The organism is Aurantimicrobium minutum, from assembly GCF_002355535.1.
GTDB lineage: Bacteria > Actinomycetota > Actinomycetes > Actinomycetales > Microbacteriaceae > Aurantimicrobium > Aurantimicrobium minutum.
In genome coordinates, this window is sequence record NZ_AP017457.1 from 731,853 (window position 1) to 751,848 (window position 19,996).

19 protein-coding genes are annotated in these 19,996 nt (G+C 54.0%); 1 reads left to right on the top strand and 18 read right to left on the bottom strand.

Going from position 1 to position 19,996, the window contains the following annotated elements; genetic code table 11:
* Positions 1 to 5 precede the first annotated feature (5 nt).
* The 18 genes from der to AUMI_RS03655 form a co-directional block, all read right to left on the bottom strand.
* Positions 6 to 1,535 (bottom strand): ribosome biogenesis GTPase Der, encoded by a 1,530-nt coding sequence (gene der, locus AUMI_RS03575; protein WP_096381398.1) that lies wholly within the window; start codon positions 1,533 to 1,535, stop codon positions 6 to 8.
* 21 nt (positions 1,536 to 1,556) lie between these two features.
* A complete protein-coding gene (gene cmk, locus AUMI_RS03580) occupies positions 1,557 to 2,225 on the bottom strand; it encodes a (d)CMP kinase (RefSeq protein ID WP_096381401.1) in 669 nt (222 codons plus the stop codon).
* A complete protein-coding gene (locus AUMI_RS03585; RefSeq protein WP_096381403.1) occupies positions 2,225 to 3,313 on the bottom strand; it encodes a prephenate dehydrogenase in 1,089 nt (362 codons plus the stop codon). The genes cmk and AUMI_RS03585 overlap by 1 nt, the downstream gene beginning before the upstream one ends.
* A complete protein-coding gene (locus AUMI_RS03590) occupies positions 3,313 to 4,083 on the bottom strand; it encodes a pseudouridine synthase (protein ID WP_231951869.1) in 771 nt (256 codons plus the stop codon). The genes AUMI_RS03585 and AUMI_RS03590 overlap by 1 nt, the downstream gene beginning before the upstream one ends.
* A 100-nt stretch (positions 4,084 to 4,183) precedes the next feature.
* Positions 4,184 to 4,813, bottom strand: a complete 630-nt coding sequence (gene scpB / locus AUMI_RS03595) for an SMC-Scp complex subunit ScpB (RefSeq protein WP_096381409.1) — start codon at positions 4,811 to 4,813, stop codon at positions 4,184 to 4,186.
* Positions 4,803 to 5,642 (bottom strand): segregation and condensation protein A, encoded by an 840-nt coding sequence (locus AUMI_RS03600; protein WP_096381411.1) that lies wholly within the window; start codon positions 5,640 to 5,642, stop codon positions 4,803 to 4,805. The genes scpB and AUMI_RS03600 overlap by 11 nt, the downstream gene beginning before the upstream one ends.
* The gene (locus AUMI_RS03605) at positions 5,629 to 6,489 is read right to left on the bottom strand and encodes a ParA family protein (protein ID WP_231951828.1); all 861 of its coding nucleotides are present in this window, start codon (positions 6,487 to 6,489) and stop codon (positions 5,629 to 5,631) included. Before AUMI_RS03605 ends, AUMI_RS03600 begins: the two co-directional genes overlap by 14 nt.
* 110 nt (positions 6,490 to 6,599) lie before the next feature.
* Positions 6,600 to 7,508, bottom strand: coding sequence for a site-specific tyrosine recombinase XerD (gene xerD, locus AUMI_RS03610; RefSeq protein WP_096381414.1), 909 nt, complete (start codon positions 7,506 to 7,508; stop codon positions 6,600 to 6,602).
* Between the two features lie 2 nt (positions 7,509 to 7,510).
* Positions 7,511 to 8,176, bottom strand: a complete 666-nt coding sequence (locus AUMI_RS03615) for an NUDIX domain-containing protein (protein ID WP_096381417.1) — start codon at positions 8,174 to 8,176, stop codon at positions 7,511 to 7,513.
* Between the two features lie 8 nt (positions 8,177 to 8,184).
* The gene (locus AUMI_RS03620; protein WP_172418245.1) at positions 8,185 to 9,861 is read right to left on the bottom strand and encodes a CTP synthase; all 1,677 of its coding nucleotides are present in this window, start codon (positions 9,859 to 9,861) and stop codon (positions 8,185 to 8,187) included.
* Between the two features lie 14 nt (positions 9,862 to 9,875).
* Positions 9,876 to 11,564, bottom strand: a complete 1,689-nt coding sequence (gene recN / locus AUMI_RS03625; RefSeq protein WP_096381421.1) for a DNA repair protein RecN — start codon at positions 11,562 to 11,564, stop codon at positions 9,876 to 9,878.
* Entirely contained in the window at positions 11,561 to 12,472 is a 912-nt protein-coding gene (locus AUMI_RS03630; RefSeq protein WP_096381424.1) for an NAD kinase, read from the bottom strand. The genes recN and AUMI_RS03630 overlap by 4 nt, the downstream gene beginning before the upstream one ends.
* A gap of 2 nt (positions 12,473 to 12,474) precedes the next feature.
* Positions 12,475 to 13,275: a TlyA family RNA methyltransferase gene (locus AUMI_RS03635; protein ID WP_231951831.1), complete on the bottom strand. Its 801-nt coding sequence runs from the start codon at positions 13,273 to 13,275 to the stop codon at positions 12,475 to 12,477.
* Positions 13,268 to 13,429: a hypothetical protein gene (locus AUMI_RS08145; protein ID WP_172418246.1), complete on the bottom strand. Its 162-nt coding sequence runs from the start codon at positions 13,427 to 13,429 to the stop codon at positions 13,268 to 13,270. Before AUMI_RS08145 ends, AUMI_RS03635 begins: the two co-directional genes overlap by 8 nt.
* An 85-nt stretch (positions 13,430 to 13,514) precedes the next feature.
* On the bottom strand, positions 13,515 to 14,639 hold the full coding sequence (locus AUMI_RS03640; protein ID WP_096381429.1) for a bifunctional 2-methylcitrate synthase/citrate synthase: 1,125 nt from the start codon (positions 14,637 to 14,639) through the stop codon (positions 13,515 to 13,517).
* Positions 14,640 to 14,678: 39 nt separating this feature from the next.
* Positions 14,679 to 15,590 carry a methylisocitrate lyase gene (prpB, locus tag AUMI_RS03645; protein ID WP_096381431.1) on the bottom strand — a complete coding sequence of 304 codons (912 nt, stop codon included), beginning with the start codon at positions 15,588 to 15,590 and terminating at the stop codon, positions 14,679 to 14,681.
* Entirely contained in the window at positions 15,590 to 17,113 is a 1,524-nt protein-coding gene (locus AUMI_RS03650) for an MmgE/PrpD family protein (RefSeq protein WP_096381433.1), read from the bottom strand. Before AUMI_RS03650 ends, prpB begins: the two co-directional genes overlap by 1 nt.
* Positions 17,114 to 17,140: 27 nt before the next feature.
* A complete protein-coding gene (locus tag AUMI_RS03655; protein WP_096383442.1) occupies positions 17,141 to 17,803 on the bottom strand; it encodes a GntR family transcriptional regulator in 663 nt (220 codons plus the stop codon).
* Positions 17,804 to 18,038: 235 nt separating this feature from the next.
* Here AUMI_RS03655 and AUMI_RS03660 point away from each other — a divergent pair, with 235 nt between their 5' ends.
* Positions 18,039 to 19,967, top strand: coding sequence for a propionyl-CoA synthetase (locus AUMI_RS03660; protein WP_096381435.1), 1,929 nt, complete (start codon positions 18,039 to 18,041; stop codon positions 19,965 to 19,967).
* The last annotated feature ends 29 nt before the right edge of the window (positions 19,968 to 19,996 follow it).

Below are 19,996 nucleotides of genomic sequence, written 5' to 3' on the forward strand. Positions count from 1 at the left end.
GAAGGCTATCGCTTCCGCTTCTCACGCACACGCATGTTGATGTTGATGGGAGAACCTTCAAAGCCATAAATTTCACGCAAGCGACGTTGGATGTAACGACGATAGCCGGGGTCCAAGAAGCCGGTAGTGAAGAGTACGAAGGTAGGTGGACGAGTCGAGGACTGCGTTCCAAAAAGAATGCGTGGCTGCTTTCCACCACGGAGGGGGTGGGGATGTGCCGCGGTGAGCTCTGCCAAGAAGGCGTTGAACTTACCGGTAGGGATACGGGTATCCCAAGACTCGAGCGCACGCTCGAGAGCTGGAACCAGCTTCTCCATGTGGCGACCAGTACGTGCAGAGATGTTGACACGAGGTGCCCAGGCAACGTGTGCCAGATCTTGTTCGATTTCACGCTCAAGATAGCGGCGACGATCATCGTCGAGCATGTCCCACTTGTTGAAAGCGAGAACAAGTGCCCGACCTGACTCAAGGACCAAGTCAATGATGCGAACATCCTGCTCAGAGATGGGCTCGGTAACGTCAATCATGACGACGGCAACTTCTGCCTTTTCCAATGCAGCACTCGTGCGCAGAGTTGCATAGAAGTCAGCACCCTGCTGAAGGTGAACACGGCGGCGAATACCGGCGGTGTCAACGAAACGCCACACCTTGCCGGCAATCTCTACCTGCTCATCAACGGGATCACGTGTGGTTCCCGCGAGGTCGTTGACGACCACGCGCTCTTCACCAGCCGCCTTGTTCAGCAAAGAAGACTTACCCACGTTGGGACGCCCCAGAATGGCAACGCGACGTGGACCGCCAACTTCTTGCTTAGCAACGGCAGAAACTTCGGGGAGCTTGGGGATGACCAGATCGAGAAGGTCAGCAACACCGCGTCCGTGGAGTGCGGAAACAGGGTGTGGCTCGCCCAGGCCGAGCGACCACAGGTTAGCAATGTTGGGTTCTTGACGAGCATCATCGACCTTGTTGGCAAGTAAGTAGACGGGCTTCTTGGTTTTACGTAGGAGCTTCACAACATGCTCGTCGGTGGCAGTTGCACCAACATTTCCATCAACAACAAACAAGACTGCATCTGAGAGGTCAATGGCGACTTCTGCCTGTGCAGCTACTGACGCGTTGATGCCCTTGGCATCTGGTTCCCAGCCGCCGGTATCCACCAGAGTGAACTGGCGATCCATCCATTCGGCTTTGTAGGAGACACGGTCACGTGTCACGCCTGGGGTATCTTCAACAACCGCTTCACGGCGACCAATGATTCTGTTAACTAAGGCAGACTTTCCCACGTTCGGACGTCCCACCACTGCCAACACAGGAAGTGCAGGTAGATAGGTAATCTGGTCTGGGTCTTCGGTTGCTGCATCAAGCAACTCAAAGTCTTCCTCGTCGAGGTCATAGTCATCCAAGCCAGCGCGCAGCGAAGCTGCCCGGGCAATGGCAAGTTCTTCGTCGAGATCTTCTAGGCGCTCGGAAAGCTGCTCAAGTTCGTTTTCTTCGTCGAACACATCCTCGTCACCGGTGGTGAGGTTCTCAGCCATAGTTTTCTCCTTCGCCTGCGCCTACGCCGTGCGCGAGCGAATAACTTCAACGACCGCATCAATCGTCTGCTCATAAGAGAAGTCAGTTGAATCAACGGTCACAACGCCACCAGCGGCGGTCATGAAGTCAGATACTCGCGAGTCGGCTGCATCTCTGGCACGCAGTGCAGACGCCGTTTGATCTTGCGATTGCTGCGGAAGTTCCGCAGAGCGCCTTGCCATTCTAGCTTCTTCGCTGGCTGTCAGCAGGATTCGTACAGGTGCATCCGGGGCAACAACTGTGGTGATGTCGCGACCTTCGGCAATAATTCCGGGCTTGTCGGTGGTGGCCATGATGTGGCGGAAGAGGTCGCCCAAGTATTGGCGCACCACAGGAATCTTGGCCACTTTGCTCACCACATCTGTGATGCGGGGCTCTCGTATAGCTTCTGTGATGTCTTCTTCATTGACGCGAACGAAGTATTCATCAGGGTTTGTGCTGATGACGTAACCGAAGTCGTTCAAGGATTCAATCACTGCAGCTTCATCCGCTGGATCGACTGTTTCGTTGAGGACATGCCATGCCACAGCACGATAGGCCGCACCGGTGTCGAGATAAGCAAAGCCCAGTGTGCGCGCCGCTGCTTTCGAAACAGAGGATTTACCACTACCGGCAGGACCATCTATTGCCACAACAATAGGTGTGCTCATTAGGCCACTCTCCAGTCACGTTTGGTCAGTTCTGCAATGAGGGTCTCCCTCACCTCGGGAACGACAGAAAATTCGACCATACCCATTTGTGCACCTTCGGCATGCTCAAGACGGAGATCTTCCAAGTTGATGTTGAGCTCCCCCAGTTCTGTGAGCAACTGTGCAAGTTGACCTGGACGGTCATCAATGAGAACAACAATCTGGGCATAGCGACGGTTTAGTCCGTGCTTACCGGGAAGCCGTGCGACTCCGGCATTACCGGCAGCCATTTCTTCGGCAATGATCTTGCGCGCTCCGGGTGCATTAACATCCTTCAGAGCCTCAGTGACGCTCTGAAGATCTTTTTGCAAGTTTTCGAGCACTCCGACAATGGAGTCCTTATTTGCTCCCAAAATTTGAATCCACAGCTCAGGTGAGCTGGCAGCGATGCGTGTCACATCACGCACACCCTGGCCAGCTAACCGAACTGCTTCATCTGAAGCACCTTCAAGTTGTTTCGCCATCAGGCTGGAGACAATCTGAGGAACATGAGAAACCAAACCCACAGCCTCATCATGAGCCTCTGGGGTCATTTCGATGGGCACAGCACCTAAGTCCAGAACAAGGTCTTCAACAAGGGCGAGAGCCCACGCAGGAGTGTCCTCATCGCGGCAGACTACCCAGGGGCGACCTAAAAAGAGATCTCCGCGGGCAGAAATGGCTCCGCCGCGTTCTCGGCCGGCAAGTGGGTGTCCACCCACGTAGTGGGTGATGTCCACTCCCCTGGCCTGAAGCTGGTGCAGTGGTGCCAACTTCACGCTGGCCACATCGGTGACAACAGCTTTAGGGAATGCCTTAAGTTCTGCCTCAATGACATCGGCCGTGACGTCAGGGGGAACACACACCACGATGATGTTGGGTTTATCGTCTGCGTGAGCTGGGCGTCCAGCACCAAGGTCTGTGGCGAGGTGCACTGAACTGGGCGAGGCATCGGCGAGCGCGACATCAATCCCTAGCGAGCGCAATGCAAGACCGATACTGGCTCCAAGAAGGCCAGTTCCGACGATACGGACTTGTGCATTGAGACGCACGGCGTTGGTATCCGACATTAGTTGTCTTCTCCTTCGCTCAGATCGTCGTTGTCGATTTCGGTGTATTCGGGCAGTTCTTCCGTATTGGAGCGCGAAAGCGCAAGCACTGCCCCTAATTCAACTTTAGTGAGGTCTCTCATCTGTCCTACCGGCAGCGTGCCCAGGTGCAGGGGGCCAAATGCACGTCGCACCAACTCGAGTACGGGGTGGCCTACTTCTTTGAGCATGCGACGAACAATTCGGTTACGACCAGAGTGCAGCGTGATTTCTACAAGTGAGGTGTCTCCATTATTCGAAACGGAGAGTAATCGTGCCTTATCGGCTTGGATGAAACCATCGCTGAGTTCAAACCCTGTTGTGAGCTTGGAGAGTGTTTGTGGTGTGACTTTTCCTCGCACCTTAGCGATATACGTCTTTTGCACTCCGAAAGAGGGGTGAGCGAGTACGTGAGCGAGATCTCCGTCATTGGTGAGAATGAGTAGACCGCTGGTGTCTTGGTCTAAGCGCCCGACATAGAACAGGCGTTCTTCGTAGTGCTTGGTGAAATCTGAGAGGTCTGGTCTTCCTCGGTCGTCTGCCATGGAGCTGACGACACCGACGGGCTTGTTCAAGATGAGGTAACGCTTGGAGGTGTCTACTTGGACGGGAATGCCATCCACGGTCACTTCATCCACTTCGGGGTCAACACGTAAACCGGGTTCGGTCACGAGTTTGCCGTTGACGGCTACACGGCCTTGGGCAATCATGTTTTCGGCAACCCTGCGTGAGGCTACCCCTGCTGCCGCCATGACCTTCTGAATTCTCACCCCTTGGGGTGCTGCTTCAGCATTCCAGTCTTCTATGGGTGGACGGTCAGCGTTTTTGAACCCTTCGGGTAAAGGATCACCACTACGAAGCGTCGACATCGAAGCCTTCCTGGCCATCTGGCAGCAGTGGAGAAATGAGCGGGAGTTCATCTAAAGAGTTGATTCCCAGCTGCTGCAACAACAGGTCGCTGGTGCCATAGAGGATGGCCCCGGTCTCTGCATCACTGGAGACCTCAGTGATGAGTCCACGGCTGAGCAGTGTACGCACGACAGAATCCACGTTGACCGCACGAATCTGTGCGATTTGTCCACGGCTAATGGGTTGTTTGTAGGCAATCACAGCCAACGTCTCAAGTGCCGCCTGGGAGAGCTTGGTGGGGTTTTGGGTAAGAACGAAGTCCGCTACAACGTGATCGTATGTTTCGCGAACATATATGCGCCATCCACCGCCAACTTCGCGCAGTTCAAAACCGCGTTCAATAGTTCCGTTGATGCCGTTGTAGTCGTTCACGAGGTTCTCAATAGCTTGCTTCACGGCTTTTACTGGAACACTCATGGCAGAGGCAATGGAAACGACCGATTGTGGTTCGTCTGCAACCATCAAGATGGCTTCAATGGCGCGCTCAACATCAACAGGGGCATGTTCTGCCACAGTTGCATCCACTACATCATCTACGGTGACCTCGGCGGTGGTTTCTGCGTTATCGGTCATAGTCTGCCCCCAAGTTGGCGAGGTTGTCATCGGACCAGTTGGTGGCGGTCCACTCAATGGTGAGATCACCCAAGGGTTCATCCTGGGCAAAAGAAATAGCTGCGTGGCGGTAGAGCTCCAGCACCGCAAGAAACCTCGCCACGATCACACCGGCAACGACAGCATCTGCAACCAGTTCACGGAACGTCATCGGTTTGCCTGAGCGAAGTTTGGTCACGACGGTGGCAGCCTGTTCGCGGATACTGACCAGTGGGGCATGCAGGTGATCAAGACCGACCACGGGAATCTCCCGCGGCGCCATGGCCAACATGGCCAACGCCGCGAAATCTTCCTTACTCGTGTTCCAAATCAGTTCAGGAACCTGCTTGCGGAAGCGATCTTCAAGACGAACGGTGCGCACATGACGGGTTGATTCAGTATCCAACCGTTCTGAGAACCACTGTGCGACATCTTTGAATGCGCGGTATTGCAGTAGTCGAGCAAACAGCAGATCACGAGCTTCAAACAGTGCCGCATCTTCAGCGTCAACAACTTCGCCTTGAGGAAGCAACCCAGCAACTTTGAGATCAAGCAACGTCGCGGCAATAACGAGGAATTCTGTTGCGGCGTCGAGTTCTTTCTCCAGATCGAGGGTGTTGAGGTACTGGATGAACTCATCTGTGACGACACTGAGAGAAATTTCAGTGATATCAAGTTCGTGCTTAGAAATGAGGTTCAACAACAGGTCAAACGGACCCTCAAACTCCCCTACAGCAACACGAAAACCGCCGTCGGCACCCTCAACAGGAGTGTCAACAGCGTCAGTGGTGGGCTCGCTAAGCGACGACACCGCGTTCGATCAATTCACGAGCAAGCTGACGGTAAGCCTTAGCCGAGGCATGGTCAGGCGCAAACTCAGTAATGGGAACCCCAGCAACGGAGGCATCAGGGAACTTCACGGTACGGCCAATAACGGTGTCGGTGACTTTGTCACCGAAGGTTTCCACCACGCGCTCCATGACCTCTTGCGAGTGCAAAGTGCGAGGGTCATACATGGTCGGAATAATTGCATCGAGTTCAATAGCAGGGTTGAGGCGCTCTTTGACCTTGTCAATTGTCTCAATCAGCAATGCAACACCACGCAAGGCGAAGAACTCGGTGGCCAAAGGAATGATGACGCCGTGTGCTGCGGTGAGCGCATTAACCGTGAGAAGGCCCAGTGAAGGTTGGCAGTCAATGAAGATAACGTCATAGTCGTTCTTCACTTGACGAAGCACACCGGCAAGAATCTGCTCGCGGGCAACCTCGTTGATGAGGTGGACTTCTGCAGCAGAAAGATCAATGTTGGCAGGAATCACATCAAGGTTAGGAACCTTCGAGTGTTGAATTGCCGACTTCGTGTCCTTGACCGATCCACGCATGAGGTCGTAGATGGTGGGAACGTCGTGGGTTTGTATGGCTAATCCAGCAGAAAGTGCACCCTGAGGGTCGAAATCCACTGCCAGCACTTTACGGCCGTATTCGGCGAGCGCAGCAGCTAAATTGATGCTCGTGGTGGTCTTACCAACCCCACCTTTTTGGTTCGACATTGAGATGATGCGAGCAGGACCGTGAGATGTGAGTGGTGCCGGAACGGGGAAGTCTTTCAAGGGACGTCCAGTTGGGCCGACCTTCACGCCGTTCTTGTACGTAACCACTCGAGTGTCCCCACTGTGAGATTGAGCAAAAATCACGAAACACGGTGAGCACTCTCACGTTGTCTCGTGCTGTTTAGTCTAACGAGATATTAGGCCGAAGATGAGCTTGTTCAGCGTGCTCGTGGATGTGCCGTGATGTAGGTCTCACGCAACGTATCTGCGGTTACCAGAGTGTAAATCTGGGTAGTGGAGACAGAAGCATGACCGAGTAGTTCTTGAACTACTCGAACGTCTGCCCCGCCGGCGAGTAAATGAGTTGCAAATGAGTGCCTGAAGGTGTGTGGTGAGAGTTCAATGTCTAGTTGAGCACGCTCCCCTGCTTCACGAATGATGAGCCAGGCCATCTGCCGGCTTACACGCGCACCTCGAGGACCGAGAAAAAGTGCCGGAGTGGACTTTCCCTTGATCGAGAATACGGGTCGCACTCGCACTAAATAGGCATCTAATGCTGCTTGTGCATAGGAACCAACTGGAACAATCCGCTGTTTGCCACCCTTACCGCGTAAACGAATCATTCCCTCGTTCATAGTGACATCGTCGACATTGAGGTTTACTGCTTCAGAAATACGTGCACCGGTGGCATACAGCAGCTCCAGGAGTGCTTTATCGCGAACGCGAATCTCTTCCTCGCCATCAGTAGCGGCCAACAGTGCAGACATTTGTTCAACACTGATGGCTTTCGGCAAGCGCTTGGGAAGCTTGGGCGGATTGAGGTCTGCCGTGACGTTGTGTTCGAGGAGCCCTTCTTCGACCAAGAACTTGTGCAAGCCTTTAATTGAGCTGAGAGTTCTGGACTGGCTTGAGGCCGTCAACGGGCTTTCTGTCCTCGTTGCTAGCCATTGAACGTATTCACTGACTAGTTGCAACGTAATCTGTTGCGCTTCAGTGATGTCGCGTTCGATGAGCCACAGCAGGTAGGCATCAATATCTCGGGTATAGGCCGCAACAGTGTTGACGGAAAGCCCGCGTTCTATTTGGACATAGCGCAGATAGTTATCTCTGGCTTGCTGCAGATTCACTGCTACCCCTGCCAGGGTGCGCCACTGCCGAGTCGGTCACGGCGCTCCCGCATCACGAAGGGGGCATCCCCCGGTTGCAGGGTGTCCCAGCCTCGAGCTCGGCAGGCATGTGCTTGCAAGATGGCGATTTGGAAGATGGAGTTGGATACTCGACCTTCCAAAACCGCATCGTGGGCTTCATCCAGGCTCACCCAGCGCAATTCCATATCTGCTTCTTCTTCACTGCGCTCAAAAGGAACAGGTGTGTTATGTAGGTCTCTGGCCAAGTAGATACGCACAAATTCATTGGATCCACCTGGTGACGTCCAATAGTCAGTGAGTACTGCCCAAGAATCTGCCTGTAAATCTACTTCTTCTGCTAATTCACGTTGCGCAGCAAGCAGTGCACTTTCACCACGAATGTCCAACAGTCCTGCCGGAATCTCCCATTCTCGCATGCGAATGGGGTGACGGTACTGCTGAATTGCCAGTAGACGGTCATTGTCGTCTAAGGCCAATACTGCAACAGCGCCGGTGTGGTCGACAAAGTCTCGGGCAATGACGTGATCGTTGTATTCGAAGCGTTCGTGCTCCACATTCCACACGCGACCGGTAAACACCGTGTCACGTTCGGTAATCGACACGTCAACAGGAAGATCGCGAAATTCTTCCTGCGATGAATTGGACATGAGAAGGATTAGACCTGTTCGATATCAAACAGGCGCGTTGCCTTCTGACGTTCAAGTGACGCCTCAACGAGCCCAGAGAACAAGGGGTGAGCGTTGTTGGGGCGTGAACGTAGTTCAGGGTGAGCCTGGGTCGCGATGTAGTAGGGGTGAACGCTGGTGGGCAATTCCACGAACTCGACCAGTTGTCCATCCGGTGAAGTACCCGAGAAGGAAAGGCCTGCGTCAGCAATCTGCTGACGGTAGGTGTTGTTCACTTCGTAACGGTGACGGTGACGCTCTTCAATGAGCTCAGAACCGTAGACCTGTGCTGCCAAAGAATCCTTGGCAAGAGCTGCCTTGTAGAGGCCCAGACGCATGGTTCCACCCAGGTCACCATCGTTGAGGATGTCCACCTGTTCAGCCATGGTGGCAATCACTGGAGTCTTGGTCTCAGGGTCAAACTCGGAAGAGGATGCGTCTGTCAAACCTGCCATGTTGCGGGCGTATTCAATAACCATGCACTGCAGACCGAGGCACAGACCCAGGGTAGGAATGCCGTTCTCGCGAGCGAACTTCAGCGCACCGAGCTTGCCTTCAATTCCACGAATACCAAAACCACCAGGAACACAGATGCCATCGAGGTCGGACAGATTCTCTGCTGCACCCTCGGGAGTTTCACAATCGTCGGAGGGAATCCAGCGCAGGTTCACTTTGGTGCGGTGAGCAAAGCCACCGGCACGAAGTGCTTCCGAAACGGAGAGATAAGCATCTGGCAGGTCAATGTACTTACCGACCAGGCCAATGGTGACCTCGTGTGCAGGATCATGCACTGCTTCCAGCAATGGAGTCCAGTGAGACCAGTCGACTTCGCCGCACTCCAATCCCAGTTGCTCCACGATGTAGGCATCAAGGCCTTGGCTGTTGAGCATGGTGGGAATGTCATAGATGGAAGGAACGTCAATGGCGTTAACAACCGCGTCCTCGTCGACGTCACACATGAGCGCAATCTTGCGCTTGTTGCTCTCCGTGACGGGGCGATCAGATCGCAGCACGAGAGCATCTGGCTGAATACCGATGGAGCGCAGCGCAGCAACAGAGTGCTGGGTTGGCTTGGTCTTCTGCTCACCCGAAGCACCCATGAAGGGAACGAGAGAGACGTGTACAAAGAACACGTTCTTGCGACCTAGTTCGTGACGAACCTGACGAGCAGACTCAATGAAGGGTTGTGATTCGATGTCACCGACAGTTCCACCGATTTCGGTGATGATGACATCCGGTTGAGGAATGTCCTCTGCCTGCAAGCGCATACGGCGCTTGATTTCGTCCGTGATGTGAGGAATGACCTGAACAGTGTCTCCCAAGTATTCACCGCGACGTTCTTTGGCAATGACTTGAGAGTAAATCTGACCGGTGGTGACGTTAGCTGCCTGAGACAGGTTGATGTCAAGGAAACGTTCGTAGTGACCGATGTCGAGATCTGTCTCTGCTCCGTCATCGGTGACAAAGACTTCACCATGCTGGAACGGGTTCATCGTTCCAGGATCAACGTTGAGATAGGGATCAAGCTTTTGCATGACGACCCGCAGACCGCGAGCGGTGAGAAGATTGCCGAGGCTAGCTGCCGTCAGGCCTTTCCCGAGTGACGAGACAACGCCCCCGGTGACAAAAATGTGCTTGGTTACGTTAGATCCCGAAGTATTCACCACGGAATTAGAGCCTATCAGCGGGAGGAGGCCAGCTCAATCAACTCGCGGGCGTGAGCCAAAGCATTTTCTGAATCTGGCAGCCCAGAAAGCAATCGAGCCATCTCTGCCTCGCGTTCGGATCCGGTGAGTTTGTGCACGCTGCTTGCGGTGACTTCCCCGGAGGTGTCCTTGACCACACGCAAATGGTTGGTCGCAAAGGCGGCTACTTGAGCAAGGTGAGTCACCACGATAACTTGTGACTTTTCTGCCAAGCGGGCAAGGCGTCGACCAATCTCTATCGCAGATGCCCCACCAACACCAGAATCGACTTCGTCGAAAACATAGGTGGGAACAGAGTCTTGTCCGGCAATCACCACCTCGAGAGCAAGCATGATGCGTGAAAGTTCACCACCAGAAGCGCTCTTGGATATTGGCCGAGGCTCAGAACCTGGGTGGGGTCGAAGCAGCAGCTCAACGGTGTCTACACCGTGCACAGCTGGTTCTTCACCCTGAGTGACTTTCACAAACAATTGAGCATCAGGCATTGCCAGTGCAGCAAGTTCTTCTGTGACCGCAGCAGAGAGTCTCTGTGCCGCTTCTTCGCGGAGTGTATGCAATGCTTCCGCACCACGAATAACTAGTGCGTGATCTGCATTAACCTCCTCAGCAAGCTCAGTAATGCGCTCACTATCACCATCAAGTTCAAGCAGCCGGGCACTACCGGAATTCACCAGTGCGAGAACGTCATCGAGAGTGGGACCGTATTTGCGCATTAGGGTGTTCAGTTCTGCGCGGCGTTCCTGAATAGTGTCGAGATTCTGTTCACCTTCCCCCTCAAGATTGGCCAAATGGGACGAGAGCGCCCCGGCAACATCATGGAGTTGGAAGGACAACTGGGTGAGATTTTCGAGTAAGGATGTCAGCGTTGGATCAACCTCTGCCACCTTCTCAAGTGCCCTCTTGGCAAGATCAACACGGGCAAGTGCATCAAGCTCGTCTGACTCATCCGATGACAGCGCTGCCCGAGCTTGAGCTGTTGCCAATCGCAAATCTTCGGTATGCATTAGGCGCTGTGCGAGTGCGGTGAGCTGCTCATCTTCACCCGGCTGTGGAGCTACTGCTTCAATGTCGGAGATGGACAGACGTAATTCTTCTGCCTCTTTTTCGCGAGCGTCACGAGCAGCAATCAGGTCAGCAAGCTCGGCAGCATTAGCTTTCCAGCGGCGGAAAGCATGAGCGTACTCACCCAAGACTTCAGCAAAATGTGGTCCAGCAAAACGATCTAGTGCCTCACGTTGTGCTGATGCGGAGCGCAAACGCACCTGATCAGATTGGCCGTGAACAGCAACGAGTAGCTCACCTAGTTCTCCCAGGACGGCAACTGGAGTGCTTCGCCCGCCAACTACTGCACGTGATCGTCCCTCTACAGAAACAGATCTACCCAAAAGAAGTTCGTCACCTTCAATGAGACCGCCAGCATCTGTCACTGTTTCGGTAATGGCTTCGGTGGGCTCAATAATCCAGCGCCCTTCAACCCAAGCTGTATCGGATCCAGTACGCACAGCTGTGGAATCCGATCGTTCTCCCCGCAGCAGCCCCAGAGCTGTAACAACCATGGTCTTTCCTGCACCTGTTTCACCCGTGATGGCAGTGAACCCGGGACCTAATGGAAGTATTGCTTCAGAGATAACGCCAAGATCTCTGATTCGAATTTCTTCAATCACGCGCCAGGACCTCGCCAGCCGGTGACAGGTAGATCAAACTTCTCAACGAGTCGATCGGTAAACGTTTCGTGGTGCAGTCGGGCAAGCAACACAGGCACAGCTGACTTCTTGACCACTACGCGTGCTCCGGGAGGAAGATTACGTGTTCTGCGACCATCACACCACAGCACACCATGACCACTGCGGCGTTCAAGAATTTCAACAGCGAGGACAGATTCTGGACCGACAACTAGCGGCCGTGCAAAAAGCGCATGGGCTGAGAGAGGTACCAAAATCATCGCGTCAACGGTCGGCCACACAATTGGGCCTCCTGCCGAGAAGGAATAGGCTGTAGATCCTGTCGGTGTGCTCATCACGACCCCATCACAGCCAAAGGAAGACAGAGGCCGACGATCCACCTCGATAACCACTTCGAGCATGCGTTCCCTGCTCGCCTTTTCAACCGTGGCCTCATTCAGCGCCCATGTTTCAAAAACAACTTCGTTGCCTACTTTGACGCGAACAGAAAGTGTTGAGCGTTCCTCCACCGCAAAGTCTTTAGCTAACACGCGAGAAACGGTCTCGGTAATAGTGTCTCGTTCTGTTTCAGCAAGGAATCCTACGTGTCCCGTGTTCACCCCCAACATAGGAATACTTGTTCCCCGCAATAACTCTGCTGCGCGAAGAATGGTTCCATCTCCCCCGACAACAATGGCGCACTCAATCTCAGTGACAGGAACATTTTTTTCTAAGACTTTGAGCGAGGTGAGCTCAGGAGCAAGTTCCAGAACCGCAGAAAGTTCTAGTTCGCGAATTACTGGAACAGCTCCCTGCGACTGTATCTGCTGACAAACCTCAACCGCAGCTTCCAAGGTGGCCTGCTGGGTGGCATGGGAGACAACGAGGATATAGCGATCGTGTGCGCTCATACCTATGCTCCTGCCAGTTTGTGAACTTGTTGAGTCCATTCTGATGGATTAGACCCACTGTCTGCACGGAGCCAGAGAACAAACTCTTGATTACCTGCCCCACCCAGGATTGGGGAGGACAAGATTCCACACACTCCCAGGCCGTGATCAAAGGCAGACCACAACACCGCCATGACTGCGTCTTCGCGCAGGGCGGGGTTGGTCACGATGCCTTCTTTGACTCCGGTGCGGCCAACTTCAAACTGTGGTTTGACGAGCAGAATATAGTCAGCGGTCTCGGTTGCGCAGGCTTTGAGCGCAGTCATGATGTGAGTTAGCGAAATAAAGGACACGTCCGCAACAACCACGTCTGCCACAAAATCCTGCTTGACCAAGGCCGAGAGCTTGTCTCGATCAAGACCTTTCGCGTTCACACCCTCAACAACTAAGACACGTTCATCAGATCTAATGCGAGGAGAGAGCTGACTGTGGCCAACGTCAAGAGCAACGACAGGTTGCGCACCGCGCTCGAGCAACACTTGTGTAAAACCACCAGTACTTGCTCCCACATCAAAGGCAGCACGGCCAGAGACATCGATGCCAAAACCGTCAAGACCAGCAATCAGCTTGTGCGCAGCACGAGAAACATAGTGATCGGCGCCGTCCACGCTGATGTCGTCATTGTCTTCAACTTTGAATGAAGGTTTGTTGATGACCTTGCCGCCAACTCGAACGAAGCCTTCCGTGATCAATGTGGCGGCATGACTGCGCGAGCGAGCCAGAGATCTGGCTGCGAGGGCGGCATCGAGGCGTTGACTAGTCACGAGAAGGGATGTCGCCACCTTCGAGCTGTGCTCGGAGGTCGTCGTAGAGCTTTGCATAGCCTTCTGCACGGTTTTCGAGCGGTTGGTCCTCAACGACGGACAGCGCAGAGACGAGTTCGCCGTCTGACTGAGTGATGTTTTCTGAGGTGCTCATGATTCAAGGTTATCGGAAGGAAACCAAGAACAAAGCCTTGCGGGAGAGACGATCCCGCAAGGCTTTACTCATATCCCCTATGTGTTCAGAGGTGACGCTCATCCACACCGTTGTAGGCCGACAACGGGCGGATGAGTGCGTTGGCTTGGAGCTGTTCCATGATGTGAGCAGTCCAGCCAGTGATTCGTGCTGCCACGAAAATTGGGGTGAAGGTGAGGGTGTCAAAGCCCATTAAGTGATACGCCGGACCTGAAGGGTAATCCAGGTTGGGCAGAATTCCCTTACGCTCAGTCATTGCCGCTTCAAGGCCTTCATAGAGGTCAAGAACATCGGGGCGGTTGTAGTACTCAATGAGCTCAACCATGGACTTGCGCATAGTGGGCACACGGGAGTCGCCCTTTTTATAGACACGGTGACCAAAGCCCATGATTTTGCGCTTTTCAGCCAATGCCTGCTCGAGCCATGCTTCAGCACGCTCATGCGCGTTGGGTCCAAACCCGATTTCGTTGAAGATGTGCAGCACAGCTTCATTGGCACCACCGTGAAGAGGTCCTTTGAGTGCACCAATAGCGCCGGTTACTGCTGAGTACAGGTCAGACAGGGTAGAGGTGATCACGCGAGCGGTGAAGGTCGACGCGTTGAAGGAGTGCTCCGCATACAAAATCAGAGAAACCCGGAACGCGTCAACGACCACGTCATCTGGAATCTCACCAAAACTCATCCAGAGAAAGTTTGCTGAGTAGTCCAGGTCCTCACGGGGTTCAATAACACCCTCGCCACGGCGGCGGCGCTGGTCATAGGAGACGATTGCGGGAAGCTTGGCAAAGAGTGTGATGCTCTTGGCAAGGTTTCCCTCAGGCGATGAGTCATCGGTGGTGGGATCAGACGCACCAATGACACTGACAGCGGTGCGCACAACATCCATAGGGTGTGCGGTAAGCGGAAGCTCATCAATGACGCGCTTGACGTGGGCATCCAGTGCCCGCTGTGCGCGCTCCGACTTCTGAAAACCTGCCAGCTCCGATGCTGTGGGAAGCTCTCCGTGCCAGAGAAGCCAAGCTACCTCTTCGAAGCTCTTGCTGGCGGCAAGTTCTTGCACCGGGTATCCGCGGTAGAGCAGTGAGTTGGTCTCGGGGTTAACTTTAGAAATTGCAGTGGCATCGACCACAACGCCAGCTAAGCCCTTAAAAATCTGTGGTTGTTCCGTCATTGCTTATCCTCACAGGTAGAGACGAACGTGTCGTTCGAGTTAGTGCTTGGTGTGTGTGCTCAGGTCAAAGTTGAAAATGCCTGAATCAAAGTGGTTGTAATCCTCGTAATCAAGGGTTTCGTAGAGATCTGCACGAGTCTGCATCTCGGGCACAGATGCCTGGAAGGAACCTGTTTCGTTAAGAGAATCAAGTCCTCGAACAGCAGAACCCATGGCCAGACGCAATAGTGAGACCGGGTAAATCACAATATTGATGCCGATGTCTGACAACTGCTGCTTGGTAAAGAGCTCGCTCTTGCCGAACTCGGTCATGTTCGCCAACACCGGGACATCGAGAGCAGCACGCATGGCCTCAAACTCACTGAGATCTTTCATCGCCTCGGGGAAGATGGCATCAGCGCCAGCGTCGACGAGCATCTTGGCACGGTCAATAGCTGCATCGAGACCTTCAACAGCGCGAATATCGGTACGAGCCATGATGAGAAGGTTCTCATCTCGGCGTGCATCTACCGCTGCCTTGATGCGCTTGATGGCAGTGTTGTCGTCGACAACGTTCTTGCCGTCGAGGTGTCCACACCGCTTGGGGTTGTGCTGATCTTCAATGTGAAGACCAGCAACACCAGCGTCCTCGAGGGTCTGCACGGTGCGAGCAAGGTTCAAGGGTTCACCAAAACCGGTGTCGGCATCGATGAGTGCAGGAAGATCTGTCATGCGAGCAATTTGTTCACCACGACCAGCAACTTCGCTCAACGTGGTCAACCCAATGTCAGGCAAACCCAGGTCCGCCGCCAAGACAGCACCAGAGATGTAGACACCGTCAAAACCCTTGCTCTGAATGAGTTTGGCCGAGAGCGGGTTAAACGCACCAGGGAACTGCAGCAGTTCACCGGTGGCTAAACGCTCACGGAAAAGGCGACGCTTTTCTGCTGGAGTTGTCTTGGCATACAGCATTAGAACAGGCCCTTGGGCAGAGGCACTGTGGACAGAACGCCTGGCTTGGCGGTGACGGTCAAACCGCCAATCTCTTCAGCGGTGAGTTCTGGCAGACGCTGAACCAGAGCCAAGAAGCGCTCAACTTCTGCATCGTCAATGACACCGTCAGCGAGGATGCGGAACTTGTTGATGTATTGCTCACGAGCAAAGGGACGTGCACCGAGAGGGTGCGCATCTGCAACTGCGAGTTCATCCACGATGACAGTTCCATCGTTGAGGGTGATTTCCACGCGACCACCGAATGCCTTCACAGCAGGGTCTTCAGAGTGGTAGCGACGAGTCCACTCAGCATCCTCGAGTGTGGTGGTCTTGTTCCACAGTGCGACGGTGTCTGCTCGAGATGCCCGAGCGGGAGCGTAGCTGTCCACGTGGTGCCATGAACCATCCTGCAGCGCAACAGTGAAGATATAAGGAATCGAGTGATCCAACGTCTCACGGCTGGCAGTGGGGTCATACTTCTGGGGGTCGTTAGCACCTGAACCGATGACGTAGTGGGTGTGGTGTGAGGTGTGAATCACCACAGACTTCACGTTTTCAGGATTGGTCACTTCAGGGTGTTCGTTGTGAATCTTGCGGGCAAGGTCAATCAGCGCCTGTGCTTGGTATTCAGCCGAGTGCTCCTTGGTGTACGTGTCAAGGATGCCGCGCTTGGCCTCGCCCTTTTCAGGAAGTGGCACTTCATAAGCAGCGGTGGGACCATCAAGCATCCACGCAATGACACCGTCTTCACCTTCATAGATAGGTGTGGGGCTGGTCTCGCCGCGCATCGCGCGGTCGACTGCCTCAACAGCCATCTTCCCGGCAAATGCGGGAGCGTGCGCCTTCCACGAGGAGATTTCGCCCTTACGTGACTGACGAGTAGCCGTAGTGGTGTGCAGTGCTTGACCGATGGCTTGATAGATGGTTTCAGTAGGAAGCTTCAGCATTGTTCCGATACCGGCGGCAGCAGAAGGGCCGAGGTGAGCTACGTGGTCAATCTTGTGCTTGTGCAAGCAGATAGCCTTCACGAGGTCGACCTGGATTTCGTAACCGGTTGCAATACCGCGAACAAGGTCTGCGCCTGAGACGCCGACATGCTGGGCGACAGCCAGAATGGGCGGAATGTTGTCACCCGGGTGCGAGTATTCAGCTGCCAGGAAGGTGTCGTGATAGTCGAGTTCACGCACAGCAACACCGTTAGCCCAGGCAGCCCACTCGGGAGATACACGCACATCCTGTGGCTCTCCAAACAGGTTGGCGCCATTGCCGCCGGTGGAAACGGGATGTGCGAGTGCTTGTGAACGTGCAGAAACAACAGGCTTCCGGGTAAGGGAAGCAACAGCAACTGAGGCGTTATCGATAATGCGGTTGATGACCATGTCAGTCACCTCTGCGGTTACTTCTATTGGATCAGAAGCTACCTCCGCGATTTTCCAGGCAAGTTGGTCTTTACGCTCAAGAGTTTCTTCGCTCTTATATACGCGGACTTTGTGCAGCTTCATGAGCTTCCCTTCGGGATGTTGATGCGGTTATGCCACGTCAACTGATTTGAGGTGCCCCTTCACGGAGGCGCGGATATTGGTCAAAGATTTGTGCAGGTGAACGTGGGTGGCATGAGCGGCCAATGCGGCATCACCATCGATGATGGCTTCGATAATCAGCATGGTTTCGATTGCGCTTTCGTGTAAACGTGCTGGATCACCCTTGGCAATGCGTCGAATCCGAGAAAGGTGAACGCGAGCATTTTGCAGCGCTGAAACTAAATAGGTGTTCTGGACGGCCTCGTCGACAGCTTCATCAAATTTTTCGTTGAGCTCGTAGTAGTGACGAACACCTTCAGCTCCTGATTCAATCAGTTCAGATGCATGAGCAAATTCTTCGGCAATCTTGATAAAGACTTTGGGATCACGACGTTGGGCAGCTAAACGAGCAGCTTGCTCCTCCAGCGCTTCACGAACTTCATAAAGTTCGGTGATGTTTTCTAGTGAAACTTCGGTGACAACAACACCACGGCCAGGAGCGGATTCAACCAGTCCGTCTGCCATGAGCCTGGAGAGTGCTTCACGAAGTGGTGTGCGCGATACTCCCAGGCGGGTGGATTGTTCGACCTCCGCCAAGACAGTTCCCGGCGCTAAATCGCCGTCGACAATTTCGTGGAGAAGCGTGCGATATGCCTTGTCGCTTGCTCTCATGTTGTCTCCCTTGACCAGCCCCAACAACTTCATTGTATACAGACTCACTCCCTCTATGTATACACACAGGGGTTTCAACACGCAATAGTTTGCGAAATATTGCACATTTAGACATTTTGTGTATACAGTCATCCCTAGCGTTTATTTCTGAGGTGTTTTTCAGCTTAAGAAATTGGCAGCACAACTCACGGAGTTCTCAACGAGGAGAACCCCAGACTCAAAGGGGAGGCGAGAGATGACTGCAGCACAGAACTACCTATCGGTGTATGAAGCCAGCGCCTCGAACCCTGAGAAGTTCTGGCTCGAGGCAGCCAAGGCCATCGACTGGATTACTCCCCCCACTGAAGCTCTCGATGACTCAGGTGCTCCTGTCTACCGCTGGTTTCCTGCAGCTGAGCTCAACACCTGTTTCAACGCCGTAGATCGACACGTTCTCGAAGGTCGCGGTGATCAAACCGCCGTCATTTATGACTCGGCCATGACCGGAGTCAAAGATCGCTTCACCTACTCTGAACTTCTTGAGGACATCAAAGCATTTGCTGGGGTATTGATTGCCCAGGGAGTCACCAAGGGTGATCGGGTCATTATCTATCTCCCCATGATCCCTCAGGCCATCATTGCGATGCTGGCCTGCGCACGAATCGGCGCTGTCCACTCAGTCGTGTTTGGCGGATTCGCCGCAAACGAATTAGCGGTTCGCATCGACGATGCGAAGCCAAAAGTACTGGTCACTGCCTCAGGTGGTCTTGAGCCTGGGCGAACTGTTGAATACCTACCCATGGTTGCTGAAGCTCTCGAGCTATCACAAGGTTCCATTCACACCGTGATTGTGAAAGAACGCCGCAACGTTCCTGGCACTATCAAGACCTACAACGGGGTCAATGGCGTGACGTGGTTGGACTGGGATGTCGCCACGGCGAAGGCAACGCCCGCTGACTGTGTTCCTGTTTTCGCAACCGACCCACTCTACGTTCTCTACACCTCTGGAACTACCGGAAACCCCAAGGGCATTATGAGAGACAATGGCGGTCACGCTGTTGCCCTGACATGGTCCATGGCCAACATTTACAACATCAAGCCCGGTGAAGTGATGTGGGCAGCATCCGATGTTGGCTGGGTCGTGGGCCACTCGTACATTGTCTACGCTCCCCTGCTAGCAGGGGCAACCACCGTCATTTATGAAGGTAAGCCAGTTGGAACTCCGGATGCGGGAGCTTTCTGGCGCATCGTGGATGAGTACAAGGTCCGTGCACTCTTCACTGCCCCCACTGCACTTCGTGCAATCCGACGAGTAGATCCTGAGCTCAAGGAACTGGCGCGGTACGACGTAAGCTCCATGCACACACTTTTTATGGCTGGAGAACGCCTAGACACAGAAACATTGGAATGGGCGAGTGAAGGCCTGGGCATTCCTGTGGTAGATCACTGGTGGCAGACTGAAACAGGCTGGGCGATAACGGCCAACCCTCGCGGTATTGAAACGCTACCAATCAAGCCTGGGTCCTCGACTGTTCCAGTTCCTGGATACAAAGTTGAAGTTGTTGACGGCAAAGGCAACCACGTAGCTGCCGGCGAAGAAGGAAACATCGTCATCAAGCTCCCCATGCCCCCGGGAACTCTAGCCGGATTATGGGGTCGACCAGACGGCTACCAGAAGGCATACCTGGATGCGTTTGATGGGTATTACGCAACTGGAGACTCCGGCTATATCGATGAAGATGGCTATGTATTCGTCATGGGCCGCACCGATGATGTCATCAACGTTGCCGGACATCGACTTTCAACCGGTCAGCTGGAAGAAGCACTCGCACACCACCCTGATGTTGCTGAATGTGCTGTTATCGGCGTGAAAGATGAACTTAAAGGTCAGCGTGCTAGTGGTTTTGTCACCCTCAAAGCAGGCGTTGACCGTAACCACGACGAGATTTGTTCCGAACTGGTGCAATTGGTCCGCGAGAAGGTAGGCCCCGTAGCTGCCTTCCGTGACGTGCTCGTACTCGAGCGCCTCCCCAAGACCCGTTCAGGAAAGATTCTGCGCAAAACAATGCGTCAGATAGTGGATGGCGAAGATTTCGTCGTCCCACCAACGATTGAGGACATCAGTGTCCTCGAAGATCTCACGGTTGCCCTCGTGGGCAACCCTGAACCGATGAAGCCGGCCTAAATCCGGCAGATTCACTGCACTACCCCAAC